Origin of the sequence: Bartonella sp. DGB1 (assembly GCF_041345015.1) — a bacterium.
Taxonomy (GTDB): domain Bacteria; phylum Pseudomonadota; class Alphaproteobacteria; order Rhizobiales; family Rhizobiaceae; genus DGB1.
Window position 1 is genome coordinate 1,002,110 of the sequence record NZ_CP166769.1, and the last position, 22,813, is coordinate 1,024,922.

General features: G+C 31.5%; 36 protein-coding genes, 1 tRNA gene and 1 pseudogene. 22 read left to right on the plus strand and 16 right to left on the minus strand.

The genetic code is table 11. From position 1 onward, the window contains the following. Window positions 1-41: 41 nt before the first annotated feature. Window positions 42-251, minus strand: a complete 210-nt coding sequence (locus AB6T46_RS05030) for an HNH endonuclease (protein ID WP_370931063.1) — start codon at window positions 249-251, stop codon at window positions 42-44. Window positions 252-693: 442 nt separating this feature from the next. Here AB6T46_RS05030 and AB6T46_RS05035 point away from each other — a divergent pair. After that, window positions 694-1,449: pseudogene (locus tag AB6T46_RS05035) on the plus strand (outer membrane protein); the annotation flags it as partial. Window positions 1,450-1,674: 225 nt separating this feature from the next. Here AB6T46_RS05035 and AB6T46_RS05040 read toward each other — a convergent pair. From AB6T46_RS05040 to AB6T46_RS05080, 9 genes are all read right to left on the minus strand, one after another. Beyond that, window positions 1,675-2,181: a hypothetical protein gene (locus AB6T46_RS05040; RefSeq protein WP_370930999.1), complete on the minus strand. Its 507-nt coding sequence runs from the start codon at window positions 2,179-2,181 to the stop codon at window positions 1,675-1,677. Between the two features lie 96 nt (window positions 2,182-2,277). Further along, window positions 2,278-3,159, minus strand: coding sequence for a bifunctional DNA primase/polymerase (locus tag AB6T46_RS05045; protein ID WP_370931064.1), 882 nt, complete (start codon window positions 3,157-3,159; stop codon window positions 2,278-2,280). Window positions 3,160-3,165: 6 nt separating this feature from the next. After that, the gene (locus tag AB6T46_RS05050; protein ID WP_370931065.1) at window positions 3,166-3,753 is read right to left on the minus strand and encodes a hypothetical protein; all 588 of its coding nucleotides are present in this window, start codon (window positions 3,751-3,753) and stop codon (window positions 3,166-3,168) included. After that, window positions 3,740-4,576, minus strand: coding sequence for a DUF1376 domain-containing protein (locus AB6T46_RS05055; RefSeq protein WP_370931066.1), 837 nt, complete (start codon window positions 4,574-4,576; stop codon window positions 3,740-3,742). The genes AB6T46_RS05050 and AB6T46_RS05055 overlap by 14 nt, the downstream gene beginning before the upstream one ends. 47 nt (window positions 4,577-4,623) lie before the next feature. Then, window positions 4,624-4,854 carry a helix-turn-helix domain-containing protein gene (locus AB6T46_RS05060; protein ID WP_370931067.1) on the minus strand — a complete coding sequence of 77 codons (231 nt, stop codon included), beginning with the start codon at window positions 4,852-4,854 and terminating at the stop codon, window positions 4,624-4,626. Between the two features lie 165 nt (window positions 4,855-5,019). After that, window positions 5,020-5,265: a hypothetical protein gene (locus tag AB6T46_RS05065; protein ID WP_370931003.1), complete on the minus strand. Its 246-nt coding sequence runs from the start codon at window positions 5,263-5,265 to the stop codon at window positions 5,020-5,022. A 28-nt stretch (window positions 5,266-5,293) separates the two neighbouring features. Beyond that, window positions 5,294-5,788 (minus strand): hypothetical protein, encoded by a 495-nt coding sequence (locus AB6T46_RS05070; RefSeq protein WP_370931068.1) that lies wholly within the window; start codon window positions 5,786-5,788, stop codon window positions 5,294-5,296. Window positions 5,789-5,802: 14 nt separating this feature from the next. Beyond that, window positions 5,803-6,138 (minus strand): hypothetical protein, encoded by a 336-nt coding sequence (locus AB6T46_RS05075; RefSeq protein ID WP_370931069.1) that lies wholly within the window; start codon window positions 6,136-6,138, stop codon window positions 5,803-5,805. 39 nt (window positions 6,139-6,177) lie between these two features. Further along, entirely contained in the window at window positions 6,178-6,414 is a 237-nt protein-coding gene (locus AB6T46_RS05080; RefSeq protein WP_370931070.1) for a helix-turn-helix domain-containing protein, read from the minus strand. Between the two features lie 96 nt (window positions 6,415-6,510). Between AB6T46_RS05080 and AB6T46_RS05085 the strand changes: the two genes are divergently transcribed. The 13 genes from AB6T46_RS05085 (at window position 6,511) to AB6T46_RS05145 (ending at window position 12,327) form a co-directional block, all read left to right on the plus strand. After that, the gene (locus AB6T46_RS05085) at window positions 6,511-6,822 is read left to right on the plus strand and encodes a helix-turn-helix domain-containing protein (protein ID WP_370931071.1); all 312 of its coding nucleotides are present in this window, start codon (window positions 6,511-6,513) and stop codon (window positions 6,820-6,822) included. A gap of 205 nt (window positions 6,823-7,027) precedes the next feature. Beyond that, window positions 7,028-7,153: a hypothetical protein gene (locus AB6T46_RS05090; protein ID WP_370931072.1), complete on the plus strand. Its 126-nt coding sequence runs from the start codon at window positions 7,028-7,030 to the stop codon at window positions 7,151-7,153. Window positions 7,154-7,349: 196 nt separating this feature from the next. After that, window positions 7,350-7,859 carry a hypothetical protein gene (locus tag AB6T46_RS05095; protein ID WP_370931073.1) on the plus strand — a complete coding sequence of 170 codons (510 nt, stop codon included), beginning with the start codon at window positions 7,350-7,352 and terminating at the stop codon, window positions 7,857-7,859. Window positions 7,860-8,045: 186 nt separating this feature from the next. Continuing rightward, window positions 8,046-8,444: a hypothetical protein gene (locus tag AB6T46_RS05100; protein WP_370931074.1), complete on the plus strand. Its 399-nt coding sequence runs from the start codon at window positions 8,046-8,048 to the stop codon at window positions 8,442-8,444. Between the two features lie 9 nt (window positions 8,445-8,453). Continuing rightward, complete coding sequence (locus AB6T46_RS05105; protein ID WP_370931075.1) at window positions 8,454-9,194, plus strand: recombinase RecT; 741 nt, start codon at window positions 8,454-8,456, stop codon at window positions 9,192-9,194. Continuing rightward, window positions 9,181-9,801 carry a lambda exonuclease family protein gene (locus AB6T46_RS05110; RefSeq protein ID WP_370931076.1) on the plus strand — a complete coding sequence of 207 codons (621 nt, stop codon included), beginning with the start codon at window positions 9,181-9,183 and terminating at the stop codon, window positions 9,799-9,801. Before AB6T46_RS05105 ends, AB6T46_RS05110 begins: the two co-directional genes overlap by 14 nt. Then, window positions 9,801-9,995, plus strand: a complete 195-nt coding sequence (locus tag AB6T46_RS05115) for a hypothetical protein (protein WP_370931011.1) — start codon at window positions 9,801-9,803, stop codon at window positions 9,993-9,995. The genes AB6T46_RS05110 and AB6T46_RS05115 overlap by 1 nt, the downstream gene beginning before the upstream one ends. Before the next feature lie 9 nt (window positions 9,996-10,004). Further along, complete coding sequence (locus tag AB6T46_RS05120; protein WP_370931077.1) at window positions 10,005-10,367, plus strand: single-stranded DNA-binding protein; 363 nt, start codon at window positions 10,005-10,007, stop codon at window positions 10,365-10,367. Continuing rightward, on the plus strand, window positions 10,360-10,575 hold the full coding sequence (locus AB6T46_RS05125) for a helix-turn-helix transcriptional regulator (protein WP_370931078.1): 216 nt from the start codon (window positions 10,360-10,362) through the stop codon (window positions 10,573-10,575). The genes AB6T46_RS05120 and AB6T46_RS05125 overlap by 8 nt, the downstream gene beginning before the upstream one ends. A gap of 31 nt (window positions 10,576-10,606) precedes the next feature. Continuing rightward, complete coding sequence (locus tag AB6T46_RS05130) at window positions 10,607-11,359, plus strand: phage antirepressor KilAC domain-containing protein (protein ID WP_370931079.1); 753 nt, start codon at window positions 10,607-10,609, stop codon at window positions 11,357-11,359. Between the two features lie 27 nt (window positions 11,360-11,386). After that, complete coding sequence (locus tag AB6T46_RS05135; RefSeq protein WP_370931080.1) at window positions 11,387-11,764, plus strand: hypothetical protein; 378 nt, start codon at window positions 11,387-11,389, stop codon at window positions 11,762-11,764. Then, on the plus strand, window positions 11,761-12,096 hold the full coding sequence (locus AB6T46_RS05140; RefSeq protein ID WP_370931081.1) for a hypothetical protein: 336 nt from the start codon (window positions 11,761-11,763) through the stop codon (window positions 12,094-12,096). The genes AB6T46_RS05135 and AB6T46_RS05140 overlap by 4 nt, the downstream gene beginning before the upstream one ends. A 12-nt stretch (window positions 12,097-12,108) precedes the next feature. Beyond that, window positions 12,109-12,327: a hypothetical protein gene (locus tag AB6T46_RS05145; protein ID WP_370931082.1), complete on the plus strand. Its 219-nt coding sequence runs from the start codon at window positions 12,109-12,111 to the stop codon at window positions 12,325-12,327. 166 nt (window positions 12,328-12,493) lie between these two features. Here AB6T46_RS05145 and AB6T46_RS05150 read toward each other — a convergent pair whose 3' ends face one another. Beyond that, window positions 12,494-12,673, minus strand: coding sequence for a hypothetical protein (locus tag AB6T46_RS05150; RefSeq protein ID WP_370931083.1), 180 nt, complete (start codon window positions 12,671-12,673; stop codon window positions 12,494-12,496). A 506-nt stretch (window positions 12,674-13,179) separates the two neighbouring features. Here AB6T46_RS05150 and AB6T46_RS05155 point away from each other — a divergent pair. Continuing rightward, the gene (locus tag AB6T46_RS05155; protein ID WP_370932050.1) at window positions 13,180-13,827 is read left to right on the plus strand and encodes a Rha family transcriptional regulator; all 648 of its coding nucleotides are present in this window, start codon (window positions 13,180-13,182) and stop codon (window positions 13,825-13,827) included. Between the two features lie 72 nt (window positions 13,828-13,899). Here the strand turns inward: AB6T46_RS05155 and AB6T46_RS05160 are convergent, their stop codons facing one another. Together AB6T46_RS05160 and AB6T46_RS05165 are read right to left on the minus strand one after the other, a co-directional pair. Next, window positions 13,900-14,331: a hypothetical protein gene (locus AB6T46_RS05160; RefSeq protein ID WP_370930971.1), complete on the minus strand. Its 432-nt coding sequence runs from the start codon at window positions 14,329-14,331 to the stop codon at window positions 13,900-13,902. Next, the gene (locus AB6T46_RS05165) at window positions 14,291-14,815 is read right to left on the minus strand and encodes a Panacea domain-containing protein (RefSeq protein ID WP_370931084.1); all 525 of its coding nucleotides are present in this window, start codon (window positions 14,813-14,815) and stop codon (window positions 14,291-14,293) included. Before AB6T46_RS05165 ends, AB6T46_RS05160 begins: the two co-directional genes overlap by 41 nt. A 255-nt stretch (window positions 14,816-15,070) precedes the next feature. On the opposite strand from AB6T46_RS05165, the gene AB6T46_RS05170 reads away from it, so the two are divergent. From AB6T46_RS05170 to AB6T46_RS05185, 4 genes are all read left to right on the plus strand, one after another. Then, a complete protein-coding gene (locus AB6T46_RS05170) occupies window positions 15,071-15,298 on the plus strand; it encodes a hypothetical protein (protein WP_370931085.1) in 228 nt (75 codons plus the stop codon). After that, the gene (locus tag AB6T46_RS05175; RefSeq protein WP_370931086.1) at window positions 15,282-15,416 is read left to right on the plus strand and encodes a hypothetical protein; all 135 of its coding nucleotides are present in this window, start codon (window positions 15,282-15,284) and stop codon (window positions 15,414-15,416) included. The genes AB6T46_RS05170 and AB6T46_RS05175 overlap by 17 nt, the downstream gene beginning before the upstream one ends. Window positions 15,417-15,428: 12 nt before the next feature. Beyond that, complete coding sequence (locus AB6T46_RS05180; protein WP_370931087.1) at window positions 15,429-15,641, plus strand: hypothetical protein; 213 nt, start codon at window positions 15,429-15,431, stop codon at window positions 15,639-15,641. Between the two features lie 112 nt (window positions 15,642-15,753). Continuing rightward, a complete protein-coding gene (locus AB6T46_RS05185) occupies window positions 15,754-15,972 on the plus strand; it encodes a hypothetical protein (RefSeq protein ID WP_370931088.1) in 219 nt (72 codons plus the stop codon). A 383-nt stretch (window positions 15,973-16,355) separates the two neighbouring features. Here the strand turns inward: AB6T46_RS05185 and AB6T46_RS05190 are convergent, their stop codons facing one another. The 3 genes from AB6T46_RS05190 to AB6T46_RS05200 form a co-directional block, all read right to left on the minus strand. Further along, window positions 16,356-16,730: an ASCH domain-containing protein gene (locus AB6T46_RS05190; RefSeq protein ID WP_370931089.1), complete on the minus strand. Its 375-nt coding sequence runs from the start codon at window positions 16,728-16,730 to the stop codon at window positions 16,356-16,358. Then, window positions 16,708-17,745 (minus strand): GNAT family N-acetyltransferase, encoded by a 1,038-nt coding sequence (locus AB6T46_RS05195; protein WP_370931090.1) that lies wholly within the window; start codon window positions 17,743-17,745, stop codon window positions 16,708-16,710. Before AB6T46_RS05195 ends, AB6T46_RS05190 begins: the two co-directional genes overlap by 23 nt. An 815-nt stretch (window positions 17,746-18,560) precedes the next feature. Then, window positions 18,561-18,636: transfer RNA gene (locus tag AB6T46_RS05200), tRNA-Phe, on the minus strand. A gap of 124 nt (window positions 18,637-18,760) precedes the next feature. Here AB6T46_RS05200 and AB6T46_RS05205 point away from each other — a divergent pair. From AB6T46_RS05205 to AB6T46_RS05215, 3 genes are all read left to right on the plus strand, one after another. Beyond that, complete coding sequence (locus AB6T46_RS05205) at window positions 18,761-19,930, plus strand: phosphoserine transaminase (RefSeq protein ID WP_370931091.1); 1,170 nt, start codon at window positions 18,761-18,763, stop codon at window positions 19,928-19,930. Window positions 19,931-20,003: 73 nt separating this feature from the next. Then, a complete protein-coding gene (locus AB6T46_RS05210; protein ID WP_370931092.1) occupies window positions 20,004-21,296 on the plus strand; it encodes an adenylosuccinate synthase in 1,293 nt (430 codons plus the stop codon). A 26-nt stretch (window positions 21,297-21,322) separates the two neighbouring features. Continuing rightward, window positions 21,323-22,513 carry a hypothetical protein gene (locus tag AB6T46_RS05215; RefSeq protein ID WP_370931093.1) on the plus strand — a complete coding sequence of 397 codons (1,191 nt, stop codon included), beginning with the start codon at window positions 21,323-21,325 and terminating at the stop codon, window positions 22,511-22,513. Window positions 22,514-22,813 lie beyond the last annotated feature (300 nt).

The window sequence follows — 22,813 nt, forward strand, 5'->3', positions numbered from 1 at the left end:
CAAAAGAGAGCCTCCTAAAAAGCTAACTATTACCCCCCCTTTTAATTATTTTGTCGCATTTTCTTAGCCAGGGAGGTTTTCTTATTATGGCAAGAAGCACATAAAACCTGCAGATTACCTAAATCTGTACGGCTTCCACCATCTTTTATCTCTTTAATATGGTCAACATATAAACGTTTGGTGGAGTTACACCAGCTACACTTATAACATGCACGCTTTAAAGCCTGCTTACGTAATGATAACCACTCCATCCAAGACTAAAAAAAACTATCCTTAACCCTTGGTATAAAACCAATGGAACTAACACTACTGCCTATAGATGATTTATTAAATGATATCTTCATACAACCAATTTACTACTGCTATAAACAAAGTAACAGAGTCTGTAGAACGTAATTTTAAATAAAATCGATAAAAATAAATGTTTATAACTATATATTTAAGTTTATTATTATATAAGAAGATGTTCTTATTATGCTAGTCAATATCTACTTAGCTAATTATCGATTATTTATTGTATTTATTAATTATTTTATGAGGTTATTATGAAATTAAAATATTTGTCTTATATTTTACTTGGTTCAGTTTTTTCAATGAGTCAAGTATCTGCTACTACTGTAAGTAAAAAAAACCTACTTACCAAAAGCATCCGCTAGTAAAGTTTTAAATAACAAAAAGAATGATGACAATTGGTCTGGGTTTTATCTAGGTGCGGCAGATTCTTTTGCGATAAATCGCATAAAAAATCCTTCTATAAAATCAACAATAACTACAAAAAAGGACGGTTCGAGTTCAGATTATGAAACCAAGGAACTTGGCAAAAGTAAAATGAATTCGGTTAATTCCAGATCTCTTTTAACGGGTTTGTTCTTAGGTTATAATCATGCAATTACCGAGCAAATAGTTGTAGGTGCGGAATTAGATATATATGCTAAATTAACTTTATCTCATCGACATTATAAAGGAGCCAGTGAGCCAAAAGACGATGAACTCCCTAGGAAGATTGAGCATATAGAATTGCCTTTAAATGACTATTTAGATGGTACTTTACGTGCTCGATTAGGATGGAATTTAGGTGATTTTTTACCTTATGTTGCTGGTGGTATTAATGCAGTGTATGATTTACCAGAATATGACATTGAAAAGTTCGCTAAAAATAAATTAACACAGATAATAGACAGAAAAGACAAACTAGAGAACATAATAACAAAAGTTGAAAAGGATAATAACTTACATTTTGGCTGGACATTAGGAGCGGGTTTCGAATATAAACTAGATAAAAATACAAGTATTAGAGCAGAATACCGTTATAGTAACAGTTTTTCTAATTACGAGAAAAAAATAACTTATACCAACAAAACAGATACCAACGAAAATACTACTTTAACTTATGGATTAAACGGTCTCAGTAGCCATGATGTACGTATTGGCTTCAGCTATCATTTCTAAGACCATTATATAGACTCTGTAAAACCCTATAATTTTTTTATAGGGTTTTTTTATTGTTTTTATTTAAGGGAACAAATACTAGTGTTAGAACTTAACATCACTGCTTTAAATCCACAAAGCAAATAACTTAATAGATATAAACCTTTAGCACAACCCCAAGCAAGCACTTCATTAAAAAAAGCCCCGCATTTATTACGGAGCTTTTTCTATCAACTGCTCGAAAAATTAGAGTAATTCAGCATTATGACTTAATGGAAAAATTTTCATAACATGTGTTTTACAAACTTTCCTAATACCTTCATTAAAATTTTTCTCATAATCAGAAAATCCATAATCACGACCTAGAAAAACAGCGAAATAATCATCAGGCAGTTTGTTCCTTGTTACTTTCGGGGTAAAAGCAAAAAACGGAGTATCTCCTACATAACCACCTTGAGGATTTTTAACATTTACCAATCCGCATACATAAGTCAACGGTTGAGAATCCCCAGCAACATAAATTTTAGATGCTTGTACAAAAGAATAGCGCGCAGAATAAGGGTCTTTAACTAAACTTTTAACAGCTTCTTTAACTTTATTTTCTATTGAATCGGAAAGTTTAATTGGAGTTACTTTATATGGGGGATACCCATGATCAGCAGTTAAAGTTCTTTCGACAATATTAAATGAACCACAAGCAGATAATCCAAAACAACAAAAGAACACAATAGGTAAACAAATTTTTCTATACATAACTCTTTCCATTTCACAAATAACTTATAACATGTTTTAATATATTACAAATACCATACCTTACATACCGTGATAATTAACAATATTAACTAACTCTTATATATCCACATTTAAATCACGTGGTTTTCTTATACCAGCTTGTAAACCTAAGTTAATAGTCGCTAATACATCCTTAGCCTTTAATCCTAAATAGAAACTATTATGTTCTAATTTTGATATAGCTTCTATCTTACTTAACACATGAGCACCAACCAAGGTACCAAGATTAAAAGCCGAGGTAGATAACTTATTAATAGCTGTACCAGTAGCGGAATAACGAAGCTGTTGCATTTCCTCAGCCACTAATTTATCTACATAGCGACGAAAATTATCGTCAAGCAAAGAACTTACAGATGGCTTTTTAACTCTAGTAACATGCTTAACAGCGGGCTTAGGCTTTGTGATTATGTCTTTTATCCAGTTAGGCAAAGTAACAATATTAGTAAAACTACCCTTAGCTATATATTTCTTACCATCTTCCAGAATAGCACCGCTAGCAATAACATAACCACCGGCACCACGCACATCTACCCCTTGAGGCAAATCTCCTGTAGCATTACCTAGCATTACATCTTTTGGTTGTTTAAAATAAAAATGAATGCCGTTATTAGCTGTAATAACTGTAAAAATATTGCTAATATCATATTCATAGTGTTTAAATAGCTCTAATAGATTAGCCACACCATCAACATTAGCTTTTTTATCAGCATCTAACACTATTAAGTTAGATTTTCCTAAATCTATAGCTGGTATTGCATCTGGGTAATTGTCCCACCAAAGTTTTATCTGCTCTAAATCTAAGGTTGAAATAGCGCGCCAGCTTTGTTTTAATAAAGGTGCTTTAGCTCGCTTACCTTTTCCCCTACATGGAAAGATATAATAACCTGCTTTTGCTAATGTTACAGCGGATAAATAATTTTGCTCTTTAAGCTTTTCCATAACTACCTACCCCACAAACAAGCTCTTACAATTACGGTTAACTTCTCGCAACTTTGATATTACTTCATCAGGAGTTAACTTCCTTCCCTCAAGCTGACGCCAAGAGAAATTATCCAATACATAAGCGTTAATCGCATCAAGGTCTGCAGAATGTGAGTGAATAGTTTTTAAACCATAGTGATAATAATCTTCCCTAGTTAATAAACCATCTGCAACTAGCTTGTTATATTCAAAAGGACAAACATCCTCTAACACAATTTTACCATATTGCTTTATCGCTAGCTCAAGCTGTTCTTCTCGCGATTTGGTTAAGTTATTCTCAGATTCACGACGAGACAAGATAGCTCTAACTAGCCTATAAAAATGGTCAATTGAAGGAACATAACCTTTTAATTCGCCATGATGCCCCATAAACAAATCATCAATTAATTTCTTAGTTTCATTAGCTGTTAGAGGTGCAACCGCCTTAGCATATTCAGTCATAAACATGCTGATATTTTCAATTAGGGTTAGCTTTGGTGAACGTAAAACCGTGAACAACCGCTTTATTTGTTCAGATTTCCTTTCAATTTCGTTAAGTTTAGCCTGTTGCATTTACTTGCTCCTTTTGTCCAAAATCAGTAAAAACCTTACTAAAATCCATATCTTTCACTGTTTCAGCCTGTCGCTTATGGTCATTGTTCCAGCTAGTAACGGGTAAGTTAATAACCTTTGCTGGTTCATCTTCCCAACGCTTTTGGTTTAAAAATGTTGAAGGGTTAAGCCATTGATAACTCTCAGGTTTGGATTGCTTGTATCGTCGCAAACCATCCAAAATAACATCACAAGTTACCGTCTCCCTAGCCAAGCTATAAGCTTTGATAGCTACTGACTTACCGACCTTATGCGGATATTCTTCCCAAAAAATATTAAAATCATCTGGAGGGATTTTTGCTTTTTTGACAAATACTTTAGTATTTGGTTTTTTATTATTCTGGTTCTGGTTCTGGTTAGCTTGATTTTGCTTGTCGTTTGCTTGTAGCAAATCGTTAGCAAAATTATTTTTTGCTTGGTTTTGCTTCTTAACCTCAGCTCCAAATTTACCAGCAAGTGAACGTTTCTCGCTGATTTCGGCTTTCTTTTCTATAGAGACACTAAGCTCTTCTCCAACTCTTGTGGACCACAATTTATCATCAGAAGTAACTATTATTTTGCCATCCTCTAATAAAAAGTCTAGAGCTTTAATAAATGTTTTAACTGTACAACCTGCATCATATGCTAATCTTTTAAAATCTTTAGTTATCGGTGATTGTTTATCATACATTAATGATATTAAACTAATATAAACCCCCTTCTCAACCGCGGTCATACTAGCCACACCAGCACGCCAATCAGAAGCAAACCATCTAACCCACGGTGTTTTATTATTTGCACTCATTGTTAATCTCCTTTGAATCTCTTTAACAATTTAAAAAATAGCAACACTTACTTCTGTTCAGTATTCCCTACTTCAAAAATTACTTTTACCTTTAAGGCTGTTGTCATTTTTAAAATTGTTTTTAGCTTAGGTTCCTTATTACCTACACGCCATTGATATAATGAAGAATAAGAACAGCCAGACAAGCCTTCTAAATCTTCTAAGGATAACCCTTGTTGCTTACGTACTTTATCAAGAGTAAAGCCGATGTCTTCAGGGCTGGTTATAAGATGTTTCATTATTTACTTTCCTTATTGCTTAGTCTTAGTAGTATTCTATTAAAAGTTGCAGGTTCATTTAGAAAATTGTAAAGTTAGAGAGACAAAAAACAAACTACAATTTAGAGAGGAATAAACTCATAACTAAAGAACCTGCAACTATTACCAGCCATCAGACTGATAACTTTAATCATCATCACATATTTTAAAATATCTTGTAGTTGGACTCTTATCATCAACAATGTAGTTCTCTACGCTAGCACGCATTGGTAAACGTTCATCTAACCAAATATACCCAGCTTCTATACTATTATGATTTGCTATTCTAATGCTCGCTGTCACAGTGTTATCTCCACCCGCATGTATTTTAATGTCGTGTAGATATAACCCCTTACTAGCTAGAAATTGCTTTATCTCTTCTATATTAATCATTGCACGCTCCTATAATTGACATATTCACCTAATTAACTGCTTCTGGTATTTGGCTCGCATCTGTTATTTCAGTAGGCGCGTCCTTTTTCTGGCTATTGTTATAATCTACTTGCTTATTATGCTCTCTAATTTCAGACTCTAGACAACAAAGAAAGCCACCAGAAACTGCTCCTGCATATAAGATAATTTCTTCTTCACCATGGAAAATTTTTAATATATCCCTGCCGTAACGGTCTCTGGATGCCTCAAACTTAAAATTATTATTCTTTGAAAATTGTAATTCTAAGTTTTTGTTTAAAATTAACCTTGAGATAATATTATTAGGATAGGTTCTTACATGTCCATCTGTACCATAACGTTCTTTAAGTTCAGTCTCTAGCCGTTTCTTCTCTTCTTCTAATTTGTTATGTAACACTAACCCATCCAGTCGTCTGGCTTCTTTAGTTTGCTTTTGTAATTTTCTAAAAGCGTAATAAAAAACCAAAGATGGTAAAGTAGCTATTAATATTAAGATTGCAGTCATGTTAGTTTCCTTTGTTAAGTGGTTTTTTTACTTCTAAATTTTATATATTTTATCCTATTCCGCGGGAAATAGATTGCCTCATCTCCCCAGTCTTCGTTCTTAACTCCTGTCACTTCCATCCAGGCACCATCAATATCTGACACATGTGTAGCGTACATCATTATGTCCCCGTTATCTAAGAGACAGACACCAGAATTAGGACTATCTTTAAACAGATAGGTATTTGCACAATGAAACTTACAGTTATCCTCTGTTACAACTGTAATTTGAGTAATTGCGTTATTACTGAACATCTCCCGCCATTCTGGAGCTAGATTAATTGTATTTCTCTGTAATTGTATGTTTTCCATCTTAGTTTCCTTTTCCTACTATGGGCTGTTTGTGTTAATCTATTCAACCTTAGGTTGTATTTCGCCAACGCAACTATTATCTTGCGGGGACGTTAGGTTATAAAAATCGTTAGGGGTTACCTGCCCTTCCGTAACCTCAAATATTTTTTTTATAACTGCAGGCTTAGGTAACCGCTCCCTTGTTAAATAATACGATACAGATGCTTGAGAGACGCCTATAAGACACGCAAAATCTTTTTGTGACAGTCTATTATCTTTTAAAAACTTGTTTAACATGTTATAATTAATAACCTTTTGTGAATTGTAATAAAAAAATAAACTTATTTTGTGATTGTGTCAATAACTTTAATCTCTTTTTGTGGTTTTTTAAACATGAGTAATAATATTATCAAAGATTTAAGAGCAAGAAAAAAGCTAACTCAGAAAGATTTAGCTGAGAAGGTAGGAGCTTCCCAAAGCCAAATAAATTATCTGGAAAAGGGTGAAAGAAAAATAACAAAAGAGTGGGCTGATAAGCTAGCTCCCGCCCTAGACACAACCCCAGCGACCTTACTTTCTTCCGCCTTTGGCATAATAAAAGAAGAAGAAAGTCGTCTTTTAGCTCTATTTAAAGATTTAAAAGACGAAGAAAAGTCTATGTTTTTAAATTTTTTAGAAAACTATAAAAATACCATAAAAAAATAACCTCATCAATTTGCGCTGACGTTAATTCTTTTTCTATTGCAATTATAAATTCTATATCCCGCTTTTTACACATTTTTATTTCCCTTATTTAAAATAATAACATTTTGTTATTGACATAATCACAGAATGTTATTAAACTATAACCCATAGACCACGAAGAAGCAACCGCAGATCTGGTCTAGGTAAGAAGATAAGAAGTCATAAAATGAACGAATTAGAAGAGATAAAGAAATTAGCTAAACAGATAATAAGCACAGGTGATAATAGGCTTAATTTACAATTATACAGCTTACTATGCGCCCTAGCTGATAAGGCTAAAGATAAATTATGAGGTACGAAATGATTAAAAAAATACCAGTAGGTTTTAATAAAGTAATGATTATTAAACAATTACCTAACGGCGCAATAAGCAGAAAGATTGTCCCCGCTCTAGAACAGGCAGTAAGTTAAAGTTTTCAGGCACTGTAGTGGTTAATTGATTTCGGCGATTAGCCACAAAATAAGACGTTACTTAGGAGTATAAAAATATGGAGCCTATTACCCAAGAGTTAGTAGAAGGTCTAACCCCTCAAGCAATAGCTAATTTTTACGGCGCTCTAACCGCAACAAAAACCTACCGTACAGTTGATTACAGCGGTAAATTTATTTCAAGCTTTGATGTTAAAGAACCATTTAGCATTATAAAACTTTATGCTTTTTTACATTATAGTTATAGCTTTTTTAAAAGATTTTTTAAGGTTGAGTTATTTAACGAGGAATTTAAAAATATCAACGGGATATATGTTGTTCCTAGTATATACGAGCAATATAAAAATATATCGTTAGAAGGAAGAGAATATTTACCCCAAGCTATTATTAAAGAATTTGATGAGTTTAACAAAACAGTAGATGCATTAGACGAAAAGAAAAGTCCTATTCCTTACCCTAAAGACTGTCAATGGAAATCCTTAAAAAGGATATTCTTATGGATTATATATAATCAAATGTCAAAGACTGACGAAGAACTAAGAATAAAACTATCAAGAAAGGTTAATTAATGAATATTGGCTTAATTTTATTATGTGTATTAATAGCTCTGTTTATTATTTTAGCTATTTCGCCTAATTCAAATCAGTAAATCAACCCTGCCCTTTACGGGGGTAATAACTAAAGATTATCAAACAATTTAAAGATTAATGCGATTTCTCGCCACGGATGTGCTTTGTCTAAAATAGGATAATAAAATGAGTGTTATAAAAGTTAAACTTATCTTAGGTGGTCATTGTAAGGATTTATTTAAAGATAATCCAATGCAATTTGAACTAGCTCCTAACACAGATATAGATGTCTTTATAAATGATTTAGAGCAGTTATTAGACGATATCTTTTATGACATAGCTTACTTTAAAAATGATGCAGAGAGAATAGATTGGGTAAATCATAAAAATAATACTATGGGCAATACTAACGAAGAAGCCATGTCTAGAAGCTGGTGTAAGCTACATGCTAGCAGATTAAACTTTGAGAATGATTGTTTACCAATTTTCGTAAAAGAATCTGACTATTATCAAATGTTAGTAGATGAAGCAGAACAAAATGCAGAACTGGAATTTAGTGAGATGTTAAACACAAGATACTTATAGGATATTAATATGACACATTCACCTTTAGCCCTTATGGCACAAAAATATAATTTTTCACCTGAGAAATTCAAAGAAACAGTAGTAAAAACATGTATGTCAGGAGACCCTAAACCAGAAGAATTTCACGCTTTTATTTCAGTAGCAAATGAATATGGTTTAAATCCCCTAACTAAAGAAATTTATGCCTTCCCTAAACGGGGCGGTGGTATTATGCCAATCGTATCTGTTGATGGCTGGGTCAAAATAATTCATTCTAATAACAAGTTTGACGGGTTACAATTTAGAGATAATCTAGACGAAAATGGTAAGTTAATCTCTATAACCTGCTGTATAAAATTAGCAAATGTAACCATGCCAATAGAGGTAACTGAATATCTAAGTGAATGTATGCAAAATAGTGACACTTGGAAAAAGTACCCTTCTCGCATGTTACGTCATAAAGCCTTAATTCAATGTGCAAGATATGCTTTTGGTTATAGCGGTATCTTTGACGAAGATGAAGCCCACCGTATAAATCAGCCAGTGTTAGAAGTTACAACAATTGATATAGAAAAAATACAACAAATTAAAAACTTACTAAAAGCTACAGCTATAGATGAAAATACTATCTTAGAACATTTTAACATAGCTAGCTTAGAAGAATTAACAGAAACCCAAGCGGAAATAGCTTTAAAGAAATTACAAAAAAGCCAAAAGAAGTTAACCAAGGATAACAATAGTTACTTAGAGTATAAAGATGCAACAGAATAGCGCAGAATGGTTTCAAGCAAGGCTTGGTAAAGTAACAGCATCACGTATTTACGATATTATTGCTAGCCAGAAAAATGGAGAGCCTCTGAAGAAATATTCTGATTATAAAATGCAATTGTTAAGTGAAAGGCTAACAGGGCAAATATTCTCACAACCAACTAATAAATATATGGACTGGGGTGTAGAATATGAAGCACAAGCTAAAGAAGAATATAAATTTTTAAATGATGTTGTAATAACTGAATGCGGTTTTATAAACCACCCTACTATAGCTATGAGTGGCGCAAGTCCTGATGGATTAATTAATGCAGATGGACTTATTGAAGTTAAATGCCCTCAATCTACCACACATTTAGATTTTTTACTTAATGATAAAATCAAACCCGAATATATAGCACAAATGCAGTGGCAAATGGCTTGCACAGATAGAGCTTGGTGTGACTTTGTTAGTTTTGACCCACGCTTTGAAGGTAAATCAGCAGGTTTAAGAATTAAAGAAAAGCGCATATTACGTGATGATAATTTCATCGCCGAAATAACAGTAAAAGTTAGTAAATTTTTACAAGAAATAAAAGATATGGAAACACAATTAAAGGAGACGCAATAATGGATATAGAAGAAAAATCAGTAAAGATAATCGCTCAAGCAGTTAAAGAAACATTGCTTGAATTAAGAAAAGATATTGTAGCAGGTCAAGACTCAATAAAGCTTATTGATAATATTATTCTTTCTTTAGACAAATCTACAACTGACACTAACAAAGCTAATTATATCAATAACCCATCTAAAACTATTAATTAGGTCAATGACATGTATGGATTAAATAGAGTTACCTTGATAGGACATGTTGCAACAGATTTAACCTTTTTTGAACTTAAGTCTGGAATAAAACTGCTAAAATTTCGTTTAGTTACTTCTGAGAGATGGAAAGATAAAGACGGAGAAGTTAACGAACAGTTAGAATGGCACACTATCGCTGTTTTTAATGATGCTCTTATAAATTTAGCAAATAACCTTTTAGAAAAAGGCGATGGTGTGATGATTGAAGGTCGACTTCATACCAGAAACTGGAAAGATAAAGAAGGTCACAAGCACACTACCGCAGAAATCATCTTAGATAAATACTCAGGTAAATTAGTGTTATTGCGTAAAAAGGATATTCAGAATGACTGAGAAACTAACCAACGTAAAAGAAGCTGATAAATTACTCAACGCAAGAGAAGTAGCCTCAATGCTTAATATATGTGTGACTACAATTTATGCTCATATGAAAAAAGGCAACTTTCCTCAACCAGTCCAAATATTAAATTCAACGCGGTGGAAGCTATCAGATATAGAGGAATATATAAATAGCCAACCTCGCGGAGTAAGAACTCAGTAATTGTAATTATACCAGAAAGAGGAGTCTTATTATGGACAATCAATTAATGGAAATCAAACAAACACAAATAGCTAACGACACAATACAAACTGTTAACGCTCGTGAATTACATGAATTTTTACAAATAGGTAAAGATTTTAGTACTTGGATGACAGACCGTATAAATCAATATAATTTTAAAGAGGGTGAGGATTTTGTTTGCTCCCCAATTTTGGGGAGCAAAGGTCGAGGTGGTCATAACCGCAAAGAATACCACCTCACCTTAGACATGGCTAAAGAGCTATCAATGGTAGAACGTAACGACAAAGGCAAAGAAGCCCGCCAATATTTTATTAGATGTGAGAAAAAGTTAAAACAACCTAATACCGCTAATATCACGGAGGTATTAAATAACCCAGACAATTTAAAAGCATTATTATTAGATAACGTTAATAAAGTTATAAAATTACAAGAAATAGTTAAAGAACAAGAACCAAAAGTTAAGGCTTTAGAACATTTAACACGTGCTGATGGATTACTTTGTATTACTGATACTGCTAAAGTTTTAAACATGCGCCCTAAAGATTTATTCCAATATTTACAAAAACACAATTGGATTTATAAACGCGCAGGTACAAGTAATTTTATCCCTTATCAAGACAAGTTAAAGTCTGGCTTAATGGATTGTCCTACCACAACAATACATCGTCCTGATGGAAGTGAAAAAATCATAGCTCAAGCAAAAATCACAACCAAAGGCTTAGCAATATTATCTGAAAAATTACAAGCAACACAGGTAGCATAATAAGTAAGCCAAGTAAAAGGATTAACGATGATTTATAAAGGAGAAACAGAAATGAAAAAAATTAACAAAGGCTTAGTAAAACAATGTGTGGAAGAATTCGATACTAAAGCGGACGGCTTTCACGAGGTGTACTTAAAAATTGAGCGTGATTTTATGAAAGAGGCTGGAAGTGGGCTTGTTTTAGAACATTTAGCTAGTTTAGGCGGTTCTGACTCTTTGCTTAATACTTTAAAATTTATAAAAAGCTCTGAGTATAAAATGGTTAAGTTAACCTATTTCTCTGATACGGATATAGAGGCTTTAGCAGAGGCTGGATATATAATTATAGACAGTAAAGATAAATCTAACCCAAATATAACTCTAAATAATATGTTTTATCAAGATTTTCAGGAGAGCAAAAAATGATTGATAAGCATATCCAAATACCTATATTAATGGATTCTATTATAAGCAAGATAGATAAGCTATTGGATAAGGACGATAAGCGTATTGTTTCTGCTAGTTTAAACAAGGTTAAAAGACAAAAAATATTAGAATTATTAAAGCAAGAAAAGTATAAGGATGGTTTAGCTGTTACAGAAATTACCAACCTTGTAGGAATGGGCAGAAGAGATGTTAATAGTTATATGAACTTTCTTTTAGATAGGGGCGATGTTATCCGCTTTAAAGGAGTGAATAGAAACCCTAACGGCGGTAAGCATAAAGAAGTGTATTATTACGCTCTTAATAAATGTTAAGGAGGTTTTATAATGTCAAATGATATTTTAGAAATTACTTGCGAAATAATGAAAAATAATAAATCTGCTAATCCTTTAGGATTCACTCAAAGAGAGTTAAAGGATTTAGTAAATAAAGAATTTGAGTATCTTATAGATGCTGTAATTGATGAATGTTTTTTTATAGAGCACAATCCTAGGACAGATATAACATTCACTGATACGGGTATATATGCAAAGCTTAAGGATTAGAAATAAACTAAACGAAACCATTAGTAAATTAGCATCAATATTCAGTTATCCGGAAAAACCAGAATACTGGCCAAAAGATATAAATACTATAAGCTGGTTTAATAATACACAAAGTGATGCACAAACATAATATTGCCTCACATCACTTTGCTGTCGTGTTATAATATTAATTAGGGACTAAATGCTTCATACATTCTTCAAAAGTTTTAAAGTCTCCTGCTGGAACTGCCTTAAACGCACAGGTTTTCTCAATAAACAAGAGAGCTGCATCTGACAGTTTAGCTGACGCTGGGGTTACTGCGGTTAATAAAGACAAGGCGAGAATTAAATATTTTAATGTTTTCATAATAAGCTCCTCTAATATTTTAGTATGTTTAATGATATTAATATTTCACGAACATAACAATGAGTCAAACAATTAATAACAAGGCTTTGTATAACCCTAAAGCTTTAGCTATTTTCTTTCCCCATAAAAACCATTTGACAAAGGCTAAAAAATATTATAGCCTGAATATACAGTGCCTCAAAACACTAAATATCAAGCGGATAAATAACCGAAATTTATTTACCGTTTCCAAATAATTCGATTTATTACTATGCTATTTAAGCATGCGTTTTATGTCGGGTGTAGTTATGTCATAAAATACCCGCAAGGGGAAAGCATAACGACGGACTTGATACCGTGTTTTGAGCACCCGACACCATTATATGGTGTTTAATCAAAACTTTAATATATCAAGGAGAAAAACCATGGACGGTTTAATCAATTATATAAATAATGCCCAAAAAGCTAAAAAGAACTCTCAATTAAAACAAGCCCAAGAAAAAGATGTAGCAACACCAGTGTTAACTATGTCTAGTCATGAAATTGCAACATTGTGTAATAAAAGACATGATAATGTTATGCGTGATATCAAGAAAATGTTAGAGGATTTGTATGCTGAAAAAGATCTCCTCAAATTTGAGGGCATCTATTTTGATAAGTACAAAAAGCAACAAAAATGCTATCACCTACCTAAACGCGAGTGTTTAATTTTAGTATCTGGTTATAGCACAACACTAAGAGCAAAGATTGTTGACCGCTGGTTGGAATTAGAACAACAGCACGTTATTCCTATAGCTAAACTAGCAATAGAAGATCAAGAAGAAGTTATATATCAATTACCAGCTGATGAAAGAGAGCTACCAATAAGAATAAAAGACTGCATTAGAAAACATGCAGAACAATTATCTAATGTTTATCGTTTGGAAGCTGAAAAATATTTAACCAAACGTACATATGGTAATGCTGTTGGTAGTAAAAGAGAAGTAACACATAGTAAAATTGATAAATGTTTAAAAACTGTTTTATATCTTGATGTAGTAGATACAGCTTTAGCACAAAATCGTATTAGTCACCATATCTTATTTACTGCTTTACGGGCATCACTCACTAGAGATATTAAAGCTATAGAGAAAATACACCTTAGTGCAGACAAACAACGAGGAAAAGCTATGTAGCAAATAATGAGCCCCGCTTTTATGGTGGGGCTTCATCTGTTGCCAAGCTAGTGAGGCAACAGAATCTGAAACTTATTTTATTTTGTCAAAAAACCCAGATTCTGTTTTAATCTTGACCCACATTTTTTCAGACCTTGTTTTTTTATTATAGTACCATAAAGCCAAAAAAGCACACAAAACAGTTAAAATAACAATAATTACACAAACTATAATGGTAAATTTTTTTTCTAAAAACATGGTTAACACTGTGCCTGCAATAGAAGTAGCGAAAAAAGATATTATACTAGCTAAAATTTGATTATCGCCACAATATTGTTGTAGCATTTCAGCTTCATGCTCGGTAATAGAAAAATAAACAACTTGTCTTTTAGGGCAATGCACTTCAACCGTATCACCAGAAGATTTATTATTAGATTGAAGATGTGCTATTACCTCTTTTACCTCTTTAGGATTATTTAAAATATCAATGGCATTGCTTTTTTCTAGATTCTCTGATGTAGACATTTATGGTTCTTTCAAAATATGTTCTAATGTCCTCGTCTTCAAGCGGTGGATTAGAATAGGGGTTAGTACAATCATAAACCTTATGCCATGGGCTTCCTGCTACGTGCGATTCTTCCCGCAACTGCCAAGCAGAATAATTTTTATATGACTCCCAAACTATATTCAATATTTTTCCAGTATCGCTCTTTCTTTCTTCTTTACTTAGGGTAGGAGTTATAATTTCTCCGCTATCTAAATCATAAATATTAGAATAATTTGCTATAGACCTATTACCATAACATTTAAATTCATGATATAAAGATGGAATAACTGGTCCGTGCCCCCAAGCTTCTATTTTCTCAGAAAATAACTTTTTTTTAGTTAGTGCTATAACCCATCCATAAGCTAAATAGACTAATTTCAATATTTTCATAGGAGAAATATAGATATCTTCAGTTCTTGCTTTCTCTAAAAAAAAGTTAGCTATTTTTTGAACTTCATGCATCAGAATAGCTCCTTTAAGTATAAATTTTTATTAATTTGCTCTAACCAATCTATTTTACCACAACAAAAAATATGAAACAATATGCATTAATTGAAATCAACTTCAGCCTAAATGGCGTGTTTATGGCGAAATGGATAAAAAAGTAAACAAGAAAGCCCCGCTTTTATGGTGGGGCTTTTTAGCGTCTACAGACTCTGTTAATTTTAAAATCCTTAGGTTATGATTCATTGTGATAAAACCGCATTGGAGCAAAGCATGAAAAAATATTTATATATTGCTGGAGCGGTTATAACCGCTTTTTTTGTTGCCTTAGCTAAAGCTTTTAAATTAGGACAGCAAGACCAACGAAATAAGCAAGATAAAGAAACATTAAAATCTATTGGTATACGTCAAAAGGTAGAAAATGACATTAATAAGAAATCTGATGCTAATATCCGTGACGCTTTGCGTAAGTGGGTGCGCGGTAATGACGAGACCAGATAATTGTATTTTATTTGCTCCTATTTATTTAGAATATAAAGATTTAGATGTTATTAGCCCACAGTTAGCTAGACAATTATTAAGACATAATGAAACTGGTGCTAAAGTTTGCACGTGGTGATAAGGTTATAAAATGATAGATAAAAAGAAAAGAACACCATTAACGACACAAGAAAAACAGATGCTAAGAGAATTAGCTACTGCTTACTCTACATTTAAAACTTTATCACGTTGGTTAAAATGGATTATCATTACAATATTTGTCATTGTTATAGAAGGTCAAAGATTTTTAATAGCTATAGATAACATCTTTGAATGGGTAAAAAAATTATTTACTAGGGGATAAGTTTTACAGATTCTTTCGTATGCTTTCAAGTACATTGAGCTTAAAAGGGTGTGTAAAAAGGTAATATCATAATCCTAAATAAGCTATAAATCGTTGATATTCTTAGGTTTTTATGGAAAATATGGCGGTGGGTGTAGGAATTGAACATAAAACCGAGCAAGAGATTATTGTACGCGCAGAGTATCGTTATAATAATATCATTTCTAATCAAGAGAAAAAAATAATTTATACTCAACGAAACAAAAAAATAAAAAAAGATAATATTGTAACTTACGGATTAGAAGCTCTTATTGGTCATGAAATAAATATTGGTTTAAGTTATTATTTCTAAATATAATTTTTATATATGTTTTAAAAATCTATTATTTTTATAAGTTTTATTACCTTTATTTTGCAGGAACAAATCTAATATAATTAGTACGGTGCAACATATTATAGTACAAAAATTTAATAAAATTATTTAAAAATGATACTGCAAACTATTGAATTAACAAGAATAAATATAAAAAATTCCTCACATAACTATATATTATAACTCAACGTACGCTATATTTCAATTTACCTAAACACGCACTAATGTGTGGCTTATCCTAAAGAAAAAACTAAGTTACCTTCCTTACAATAAATAAACCCTTTAGACTATTACAAACACGATTTATTAATAGTCTAGCATTTTTGCCGAGCTTATAACGCTTACTTAGTTAACTAATATTATCAGTCAATATAACAATATGATTGAGGCGGTAATCCAGAGGGTAATATTTCAGATATATCAAGATAAGCTGAATAAAGATTAAAGCTATCAATTTCAAATGCATGAGCTAAAGATTTATCTCTAAAATAATCATCAAAAAATTCTTTAGTTATACCAGAAGAATCTTTTGTTATGTCCCATAATGCATTAGGAGTAAGAGATAATATCTTTCTGAAAGTAAATTCACCTATTACTTTTCCTACAGGTAAGGTAGAATAAACTACTACATTGCTAATACCTAGTCTCTTAGGAATGGATTTCCTAAATTCATATTTTTTCTCACCAGAAAAAATCTTATCTACAAATTCAGGTTTAATTGATAAAATAATTTTCATTTGTTTCCGATAACTCTATAATTTTTTTAAAATCCTCATCCTTAATTTCAAAGAACCCCCAATATACGTCTCTAGCTAAACCAACCTTCTCTAACAAAGTCTTTCTAATTAAACGTTTCTTTAAAGCCACATTATAAGTAAATTTTATTACATATTTATATTGCTCTGCCCTAAAAAAAAATTTTAATTCTTCTTCACTAAAAACACTATATTTACTACAATACTTCAAATAATCATTTAGATCAGCAAACGATTCTCTTGTCCTAACCTCCTCTACAACACAAACTGATGTAGTTACTGAAGTATATGCAGCCCTTTGTCCATCTTCACAAGTTCTATAGATAGCAATAATATCTCCTTTTTTCAAATTTTGTAAATCATTTATAGCAGAAATATATATTTTATGAATACTATTTGAGTGAGACTCGTCTTTAACGATATCAGGCGGTTCTGTCTTTAACAATGAATCTGGAAATAATCTAGAATGATATTTAGGAAAAATAGCTAAATGATATTTTTTGCTATTAGTTTTTATATAAGGGTAATCTAATAAAATATCATTATATATTTTTTTCATATTTCTAGCATATACTAATTCATTTTCTTTTTTACCATGTTTTAAAAAACCATATTTTTCAAATAATCTAATTAAATAATCATGTTTTTCAAATACCGTTAAATATACCATATCATGATTATCTTCTATAGCTTTATCCAATATTTTTTTTATAAATTTTTCTCCCCTACCAGTACCCTCAGGTATAAATTTAAAAGTACCTACTTTTAATATATTCTCGCCTTTAAGAGGAGGAATAATTTTTGGATCTATATCTTTTTCATTTTTTAAATACATAAAGCCGACAACTTTATTTTCTTTACCATATAAAACAAAAGCCTTTTCTTTTGATTTTCTATTAAACCAATCCTCAAAGCCTGGATAATCTTCTTTTAAACTATCAAAAAATTTATCATACAAATCCACATCAGCAAAATATTTATATTCTAAATTTTTCATTATATTATTCCTCCATAGTCAACTACATACCGACTAAGATTAAAATATATAACCATATTTTTAAAGATAGTAAATTCTACTAGCTTTATTCAAAACTTTAATTATTAAATTTTTATTAGTAACGGCAACAACTAGATGAATAATTACCTTATTACCAAAATCTAAAAATCACCTTATTTTGTCAACAAAAAAATCCACCAATTTCTACATTTCTTAGACGGTTATAACTAATTTTTTGTTATTTAACTTAAAGCAGTAACATTAAAAAATTTACAGTTAATTGGCATAAGATTAAAAAAGAACCCGCATAAAAATCTGATACTATTATTCATATCTATTTACGTAAATAAGTACTCGCAAATAAAAAAATAGCTAACTATATTTATTGTCCAAGCGATTTAATATTAAAAAATTTAGCTTCTATTAATTCACAATTAATAAAACAATTATTAAGCTAGTATGAATAACTAAACTAAGATTTCCCAATAGTAATAAAATTATACATGATAGATAAAAACGATTTTTAACATCTCAAAAAAAACAAATGTAAAGAAAATTAATCCTTGCTTACTCTCTCTTTAAACTTGATCCTGCTAGAATAAAAAAAGATTATAATAACAATAAATATTGTTATTATGGTCAAAATTTTTAACAACTATAAACAGTATATTAATAAGTAAAAAAATTGCTTACAAGGGGATAATTATTACAGATTCTTTTAAAACTAATAAATGTAAAAAGGGGTGAGAAACGATAGCAACCTAGCCTTACATATGCTATAAACCATTGGTTTTATTAGGTTTTTTATAATATAATGGTGCCCAGAGGTGGGTTCGAACCACCGACACGCGGATTTTCAGTCCGCTGCTCTACCGACTGAGCTATCTGGACATATTATGTGCTACAATTTATAAAGATTTGTGCAAACTGTCTAGCAATATTTTTATTAATACACAAAATAAATTGATTAACCTATTTAGATATTATATTATATTTATAAAATGAGGAATATTTTGTGACTTTTTTATTACCTAAACCTGTTCTACGTCCTACTAACCCTAATTTTTCTTCTGGTCCTTGTTCAAAATATCCTGGCTGGAACTTATCTATCTTACAAAATAGTTTGTTAGGTCGCTCGCATCGTTCTACAGTTGCTATTACACGCCTACAAAAAGCACTTAATCTTACTAGAGAATTATTACAAGTTCCTAATGATTATATAATTGCTATGGTACCCGCTTCCGACACCGGCGCAATAGAAATGGCTTTTTGGTCATTGTTAGGTCAACGACCCGTAGATATTTTAAGCTGGGATCATTTTGGACAAGAATGGGTAAAAGATGTTACAGAGCAATTAAAAATCAAAGATTCCAAAATAATAAAAGCTGACTATGGCTATTTGCCAGATTTTTCTAAAATTAACTTTTCTAATGATGTTATTTTTACTTGGAATGCTACATCCAGTGGCGTAAAAATTCCTAACGCTGATTTTATTCCAATTAATCGTTCTGGGTTAACTATTTGTGATGCTACATCTGCTACTTTTGCTCAAGAATTAGATTTTAATAAATTAGATGTCACTACCTTTTCATGGCAAAAATCTTTAGGAGGTGAAGCATCTCATGGTATGCTGATTTTAAGCCCGAGAGCCGTTCATAGACTGGAGACTTATAATCCACCGTGGCCTATTCCAAAAATTTTTCGCTTAACAGAAAATGGTAAATTGATTAGCAGATATTTTGAGGGTTATAGTATTAATACTCCTTCTATGTTATGTTTAGAAGATTACATACAAGCACTTGAATGGGGGCTTTCTATAGGAGGTTTACCTGCTTTAATAGATAGATGTAACAAAAATGCTAATATCCTTTGGAAGTTTATTGCAACAACCCCTTGGTTAGAAAATTTAGCCCAAGATCCGCAGAGCTATTCTAATACATCCGTATGTATAAAAATAATTGACCCTTGTTTTTTACAATTATCAACCGAGCAAGCGAGTAATTTTATTAAAAATATGATCTTAAGACTAGAGCAAGAAAAAGTTGCATATGATATATCTTCTTATAAAACAGCGCCCATCGGGCTAAGAATTTGGTGTGGAGCTACCATCGAGCAAGAAAATATACGAAGATTATTACCTTGGCTAACTTGGGCTTTTGAACAAGAAAAATTAACTATAATATAATAGATAATTGTAATTAATAAAAAAATAAACTACAATAAAATGAGTATAATCCTGAAAATATAAGGAGTCTGTTATGGCTAACGTGGTGGTAGTCGGCGCCCAATGGGGAGACGAAGGCAAAGGAAAAATTGTTGATTGGTTATCTGAAAGAGCCGATGTTGTCGTACGTTATCAAGGCGGTCATAACGCTGGTCATACTTTAGTTATTAATAGTACAGAATATAAATTATCTCTTTTACCATCTGGTATTGTCAGAGGTAAAATGTCAATAATTGGCAATGGTGTAGTTGTAGACCCTCACCATCTTGTAGCTGAAATTGCAAAATTAACTGCTCAAGGAGTTAATATAACTCCAGATGTATTGAGAATAGCTGAAAATACACCTTTAATTTTATCCTTGCATCGTGATCTAGATGCTTTAAGAGAAGAAAATAGCAAAACTGGTACTAAAATTGGTACAACTAAACGTGGTATAGGTCCAGCATATGAAGATAAAGTAGGACGTAGAGCTATCCGTTTAGTAGATCTAAAAACACCTGAAAATTTACAAGAAAAAATTGATAGATTATTAGTACATCACAATGCGTTACGACGTGGAATGGGACAAACAGAAATTAAATCTGAAACGATTTACCAAGAACTAATGTCTGTTGCTAATCAAATTTTACCATTTTGTGATTCTACCTGGTCATTATTACAATCTTATAAATCCTCTGGAAAAAGAATATTATTCGAAGGAGCACAAGGAGCATTACTAGATAATGATTTTGGTACTTATCCATTTGTCACCTCCTCTAACACTCTTGCTGCCCAAGCTGCGCTAGGCTCAGGACTAGGACCTAATATCTTACAATATGTATTAGGTATAGTTAAGGCTTATACAACCAGAGTTGGTGAAGGACCCTTTCCTACTGAGCAAAAAAATGAAATAGGTCAAACCTTAGGCGAAAGAGGAAAAGAATTTGGAACTGTAACAGGCAGAAAGCGTCGTTGTGGCTGGTTTGATGCAATATTAGTTAAACAAATGATCCAAGTTTGTGGAATCCATGGAATAGCTTTAACTAAGTTAGATGTATTAGATAGCTTAGATGAAATAAAAGTTTGTGTAAGCTACGAACTAAATGGTAAAATAATCGACTATTTCCCCACTGAGATGAACGAACAAGCTAGTGTAAAACCAATTTATAAAACTTTTAAAGGCTGGAAGCAACCAACTCTAAGTGCAAGAAGCTGGAACGAATTACCTTCTGAAGCGATAAAATATATAAAATCCTTAGAGGAACTAATCGGAGTTCCGGTAGCCATGCTTTCCACTTCTCCAGAACGTGAAGATACAATATTAGTTAAGGATCCATTTCAAGATTAAAAAAATCATTTAAAGAAGCTAAATTAATGACAGATTTTGTAACGTTATTAAAAAAAATTATTGATAGTCAACCTATAGCTTCTATTGAAGTACGTAATGGAATTTATTCATATGTACGTAAAAGCTACCTAAAAAAACTTAATGATGAAAATCTTGATGAAAATAAGATTAAAAAATATATAAACAAACTAGAATTAGCTATAAATAAAGTAGAATTAGAATATGCCTCTATAGATGAACAAATTGAAGCTTTAGAAAAAGGTATAACACCTCACGCAGAAATCGAGAATGAAAATAGTGAAATTTTTCTTACAGAGGAACTAAAAGAGGATACTAATTTTAACTCAAACACTGTGAGTAATACAAAAAATAATGATCTCAAACATAAGTGGGGTATAAAAACTGAGGAGACTAATAAGTTTAGTAATTATTTAATTACTTGGTGGCCGTTTGTTGCTCTATCTATTATCTTCCTTTTACTTGCTGTTTATTTTATTACAAATCTTAGAAATAATAATAATTCTTACGAAGATGATATAAATGATAACAGTCCTGTTATACTAGCACACAATAAAAATACCTATCGTCTACTAGCGAACGGAACAGAAGAAAACGTCCCTTTTTCTGATATAGATAATAATTTAGACAATTATAATTCTACAACAGACGATACATCAGTTAAGTTAGAGGAAAATGATAGTTATGTTACTGCAAATAAAAGTGATGCATCAGGTCAATTAGAATCATCCATAAAAGGGCAAATTTCTTGGTCAACAGCACCAAATAATGAATATGACAATTATGCTGCTATAATAGCAAGCATTAATTTAGATTCTTTAGGTGAAATAGGAAATATTACTTTCGGTCGTAAGAATAACCTCAATGGAGAAGCATCTTATGAAATGGTGCTTAATTTTCCTGAAGCAGAGGAATTAGGTAACGGAAAAATAATGGCCATAGGTACACCCCAAGGAAGACTTAAAAGCACAGTTCCTCCTCGCTTTTTCATTGGTACAATAAAAAAAGAAAATAATAATAAGTTTAAATTCACTTTTTCAAATACAGAGTCAGCACAATTAAGTAACTTAGATTTGTTAGTACATATGAAAATTTTAGAAATACCAATCACTTTAGAAGATAATTCCAGCTTATTATTAATAATTGACATTAACAAAGCACAAGAGATATTATTTGAAAATTTAATATTTTCTCCATAGTTAATTATTATATAAATTGAAGTAAACTAAATTACCTCATTTTTCCTTAGTCATTCATCAGTATGATAAAAAATAATAATAAGGAGAAAATTTACTTTTTCACACACAGGCTCTGCACAATCGAGCTGCTTAGATTTATTAGTATATATGAGCATTTTTTAAATACCCAATTATTTAGTAGAGCTCTCTAGCTTAATATCAATAACTGATATTAACAAAGCACAAGAGATATTAAATTTTTAAATAATATCTCTTTATGATTAACCATTGCATAACTTACAATCAGTTCATCATATAAAT

Bases quoted from the DNA above. Each gene is read 5' to 3' on its own strand.
- AB6T46_RS05030 (WP_370931063.1), bottom strand. From the start codon at position 251: ATGGAGTGGTTATCATTACGTAAGCAGGCTTTAAAGCGTGCATGTTAT.
- AB6T46_RS05040 (WP_370930999.1), bottom strand. From the start codon at position 2,181: ATGTATAGAAAAATTTGTTTACCTATTGTGTTCTTTTGTTGTTTTGGA.
- AB6T46_RS05045 (WP_370931064.1), bottom strand. From the start codon at position 3,159: ATGGAAAAGCTTAAAGAGCAAAATTATTTATCCGCTGTAACATTAGCA.
- AB6T46_RS05050 (WP_370931065.1), bottom strand. From the start codon at position 3,753: ATGCAACAGGCTAAACTTAACGAAATTGAAAGGAAATCTGAACAAATA.
- AB6T46_RS05055 (WP_370931066.1), bottom strand. From the start codon at position 4,576: ATGAGTGCAAATAATAAAACACCGTGGGTTAGATGGTTTGCTTCTGAT.
- AB6T46_RS05060 (WP_370931067.1), bottom strand. From the start codon at position 4,854: ATGAAACATCTTATAACCAGCCCTGAAGACATCGGCTTTACTCTTGAT.
- AB6T46_RS05065 (WP_370931003.1), bottom strand. From the start codon at position 5,265: ATGATTAATATAGAAGAGATAAAGCAATTTCTAGCTAGTAAGGGGTTA.
- AB6T46_RS05070 (WP_370931068.1), bottom strand. From the start codon at position 5,788: ATGACTGCAATCTTAATATTAATAGCTACTTTACCATCTTTGGTTTTT.
- AB6T46_RS05075 (WP_370931069.1), bottom strand. From the start codon at position 6,138: ATGGAAAACATACAATTACAGAGAAATACAATTAATCTAGCTCCAGAA.
- AB6T46_RS05080 (WP_370931070.1), bottom strand. From the start codon at position 6,414: ATGTTAAACAAGTTTTTAAAAGATAATAGACTGTCACAAAAAGATTTT.
- AB6T46_RS05085 (WP_370931071.1), top strand. From the start codon at position 6,511: ATGAGTAATAATATTATCAAAGATTTAAGAGCAAGAAAAAAGCTAACT.
- AB6T46_RS05090 (WP_370931072.1), top strand. From the start codon at position 7,028: ATGAACGAATTAGAAGAGATAAAGAAATTAGCTAAACAGATAATAAGC.
- AB6T46_RS05095 (WP_370931073.1), top strand. From the start codon at position 7,350: ATGGAGCCTATTACCCAAGAGTTAGTAGAAGGTCTAACCCCTCAAGCA.
- AB6T46_RS05100 (WP_370931074.1), top strand. From the start codon at position 8,046: ATGAGTGTTATAAAAGTTAAACTTATCTTAGGTGGTCATTGTAAGGAT.
- AB6T46_RS05105 (WP_370931075.1), top strand. From the start codon at position 8,454: ATGACACATTCACCTTTAGCCCTTATGGCACAAAAATATAATTTTTCA.
- AB6T46_RS05110 (WP_370931076.1), top strand. From the start codon at position 9,181: ATGCAACAGAATAGCGCAGAATGGTTTCAAGCAAGGCTTGGTAAAGTA.
- AB6T46_RS05115 (WP_370931011.1), top strand. From the start codon at position 9,801: ATGGATATAGAAGAAAAATCAGTAAAGATAATCGCTCAAGCAGTTAAA.
- AB6T46_RS05120 (WP_370931077.1), top strand. From the start codon at position 10,005: ATGTATGGATTAAATAGAGTTACCTTGATAGGACATGTTGCAACAGAT.
- AB6T46_RS05125 (WP_370931078.1), top strand. From the start codon at position 10,360: ATGACTGAGAAACTAACCAACGTAAAAGAAGCTGATAAATTACTCAAC.
- AB6T46_RS05130 (WP_370931079.1), top strand. From the start codon at position 10,607: ATGGACAATCAATTAATGGAAATCAAACAAACACAAATAGCTAACGAC.
- AB6T46_RS05135 (WP_370931080.1), top strand. From the start codon at position 11,387: ATGATTTATAAAGGAGAAACAGAAATGAAAAAAATTAACAAAGGCTTA.
- AB6T46_RS05140 (WP_370931081.1), top strand. From the start codon at position 11,761: ATGATTGATAAGCATATCCAAATACCTATATTAATGGATTCTATTATA.
- AB6T46_RS05145 (WP_370931082.1), top strand. From the start codon at position 12,109: ATGTCAAATGATATTTTAGAAATTACTTGCGAAATAATGAAAAATAAT.
- AB6T46_RS05150 (WP_370931083.1), bottom strand. From the start codon at position 12,673: ATGAAAACATTAAAATATTTAATTCTCGCCTTGTCTTTATTAACCGCA.
- AB6T46_RS05155 (WP_370932050.1), top strand. From the start codon at position 13,180: ATGTCTAGTCATGAAATTGCAACATTGTGTAATAAAAGACATGATAAT.
- AB6T46_RS05160 (WP_370930971.1), bottom strand. From the start codon at position 14,331: ATGTCTACATCAGAGAATCTAGAAAAAAGCAATGCCATTGATATTTTA.
- AB6T46_RS05165 (WP_370931084.1), bottom strand. From the start codon at position 14,815: ATGCATGAAGTTCAAAAAATAGCTAACTTTTTTTTAGAGAAAGCAAGA.
- AB6T46_RS05170 (WP_370931085.1), top strand. From the start codon at position 15,071: ATGAAAAAATATTTATATATTGCTGGAGCGGTTATAACCGCTTTTTTT.
- AB6T46_RS05175 (WP_370931086.1), top strand. From the start codon at position 15,282: ATGACGAGACCAGATAATTGTATTTTATTTGCTCCTATTTATTTAGAA.
- AB6T46_RS05180 (WP_370931087.1), top strand. From the start codon at position 15,429: ATGATAGATAAAAAGAAAAGAACACCATTAACGACACAAGAAAAACAG.
- AB6T46_RS05185 (WP_370931088.1), top strand. From the start codon at position 15,754: ATGGAAAATATGGCGGTGGGTGTAGGAATTGAACATAAAACCGAGCAA.
- AB6T46_RS05190 (WP_370931089.1), bottom strand. From the start codon at position 16,730: ATGAAAATTATTTTATCAATTAAACCTGAATTTGTAGATAAGATTTTT.
- AB6T46_RS05195 (WP_370931090.1), bottom strand. From the start codon at position 17,745: ATGAAAAATTTAGAATATAAATATTTTGCTGATGTGGATTTGTATGAT.
- AB6T46_RS05210 (WP_370931092.1), top strand. From the start codon at position 20,004: ATGGCTAACGTGGTGGTAGTCGGCGCCCAATGGGGAGACGAAGGCAAA.
- AB6T46_RS05215 (WP_370931093.1), top strand. From the start codon at position 21,323: ATGACAGATTTTGTAACGTTATTAAAAAAAATTATTGATAGTCAACCT.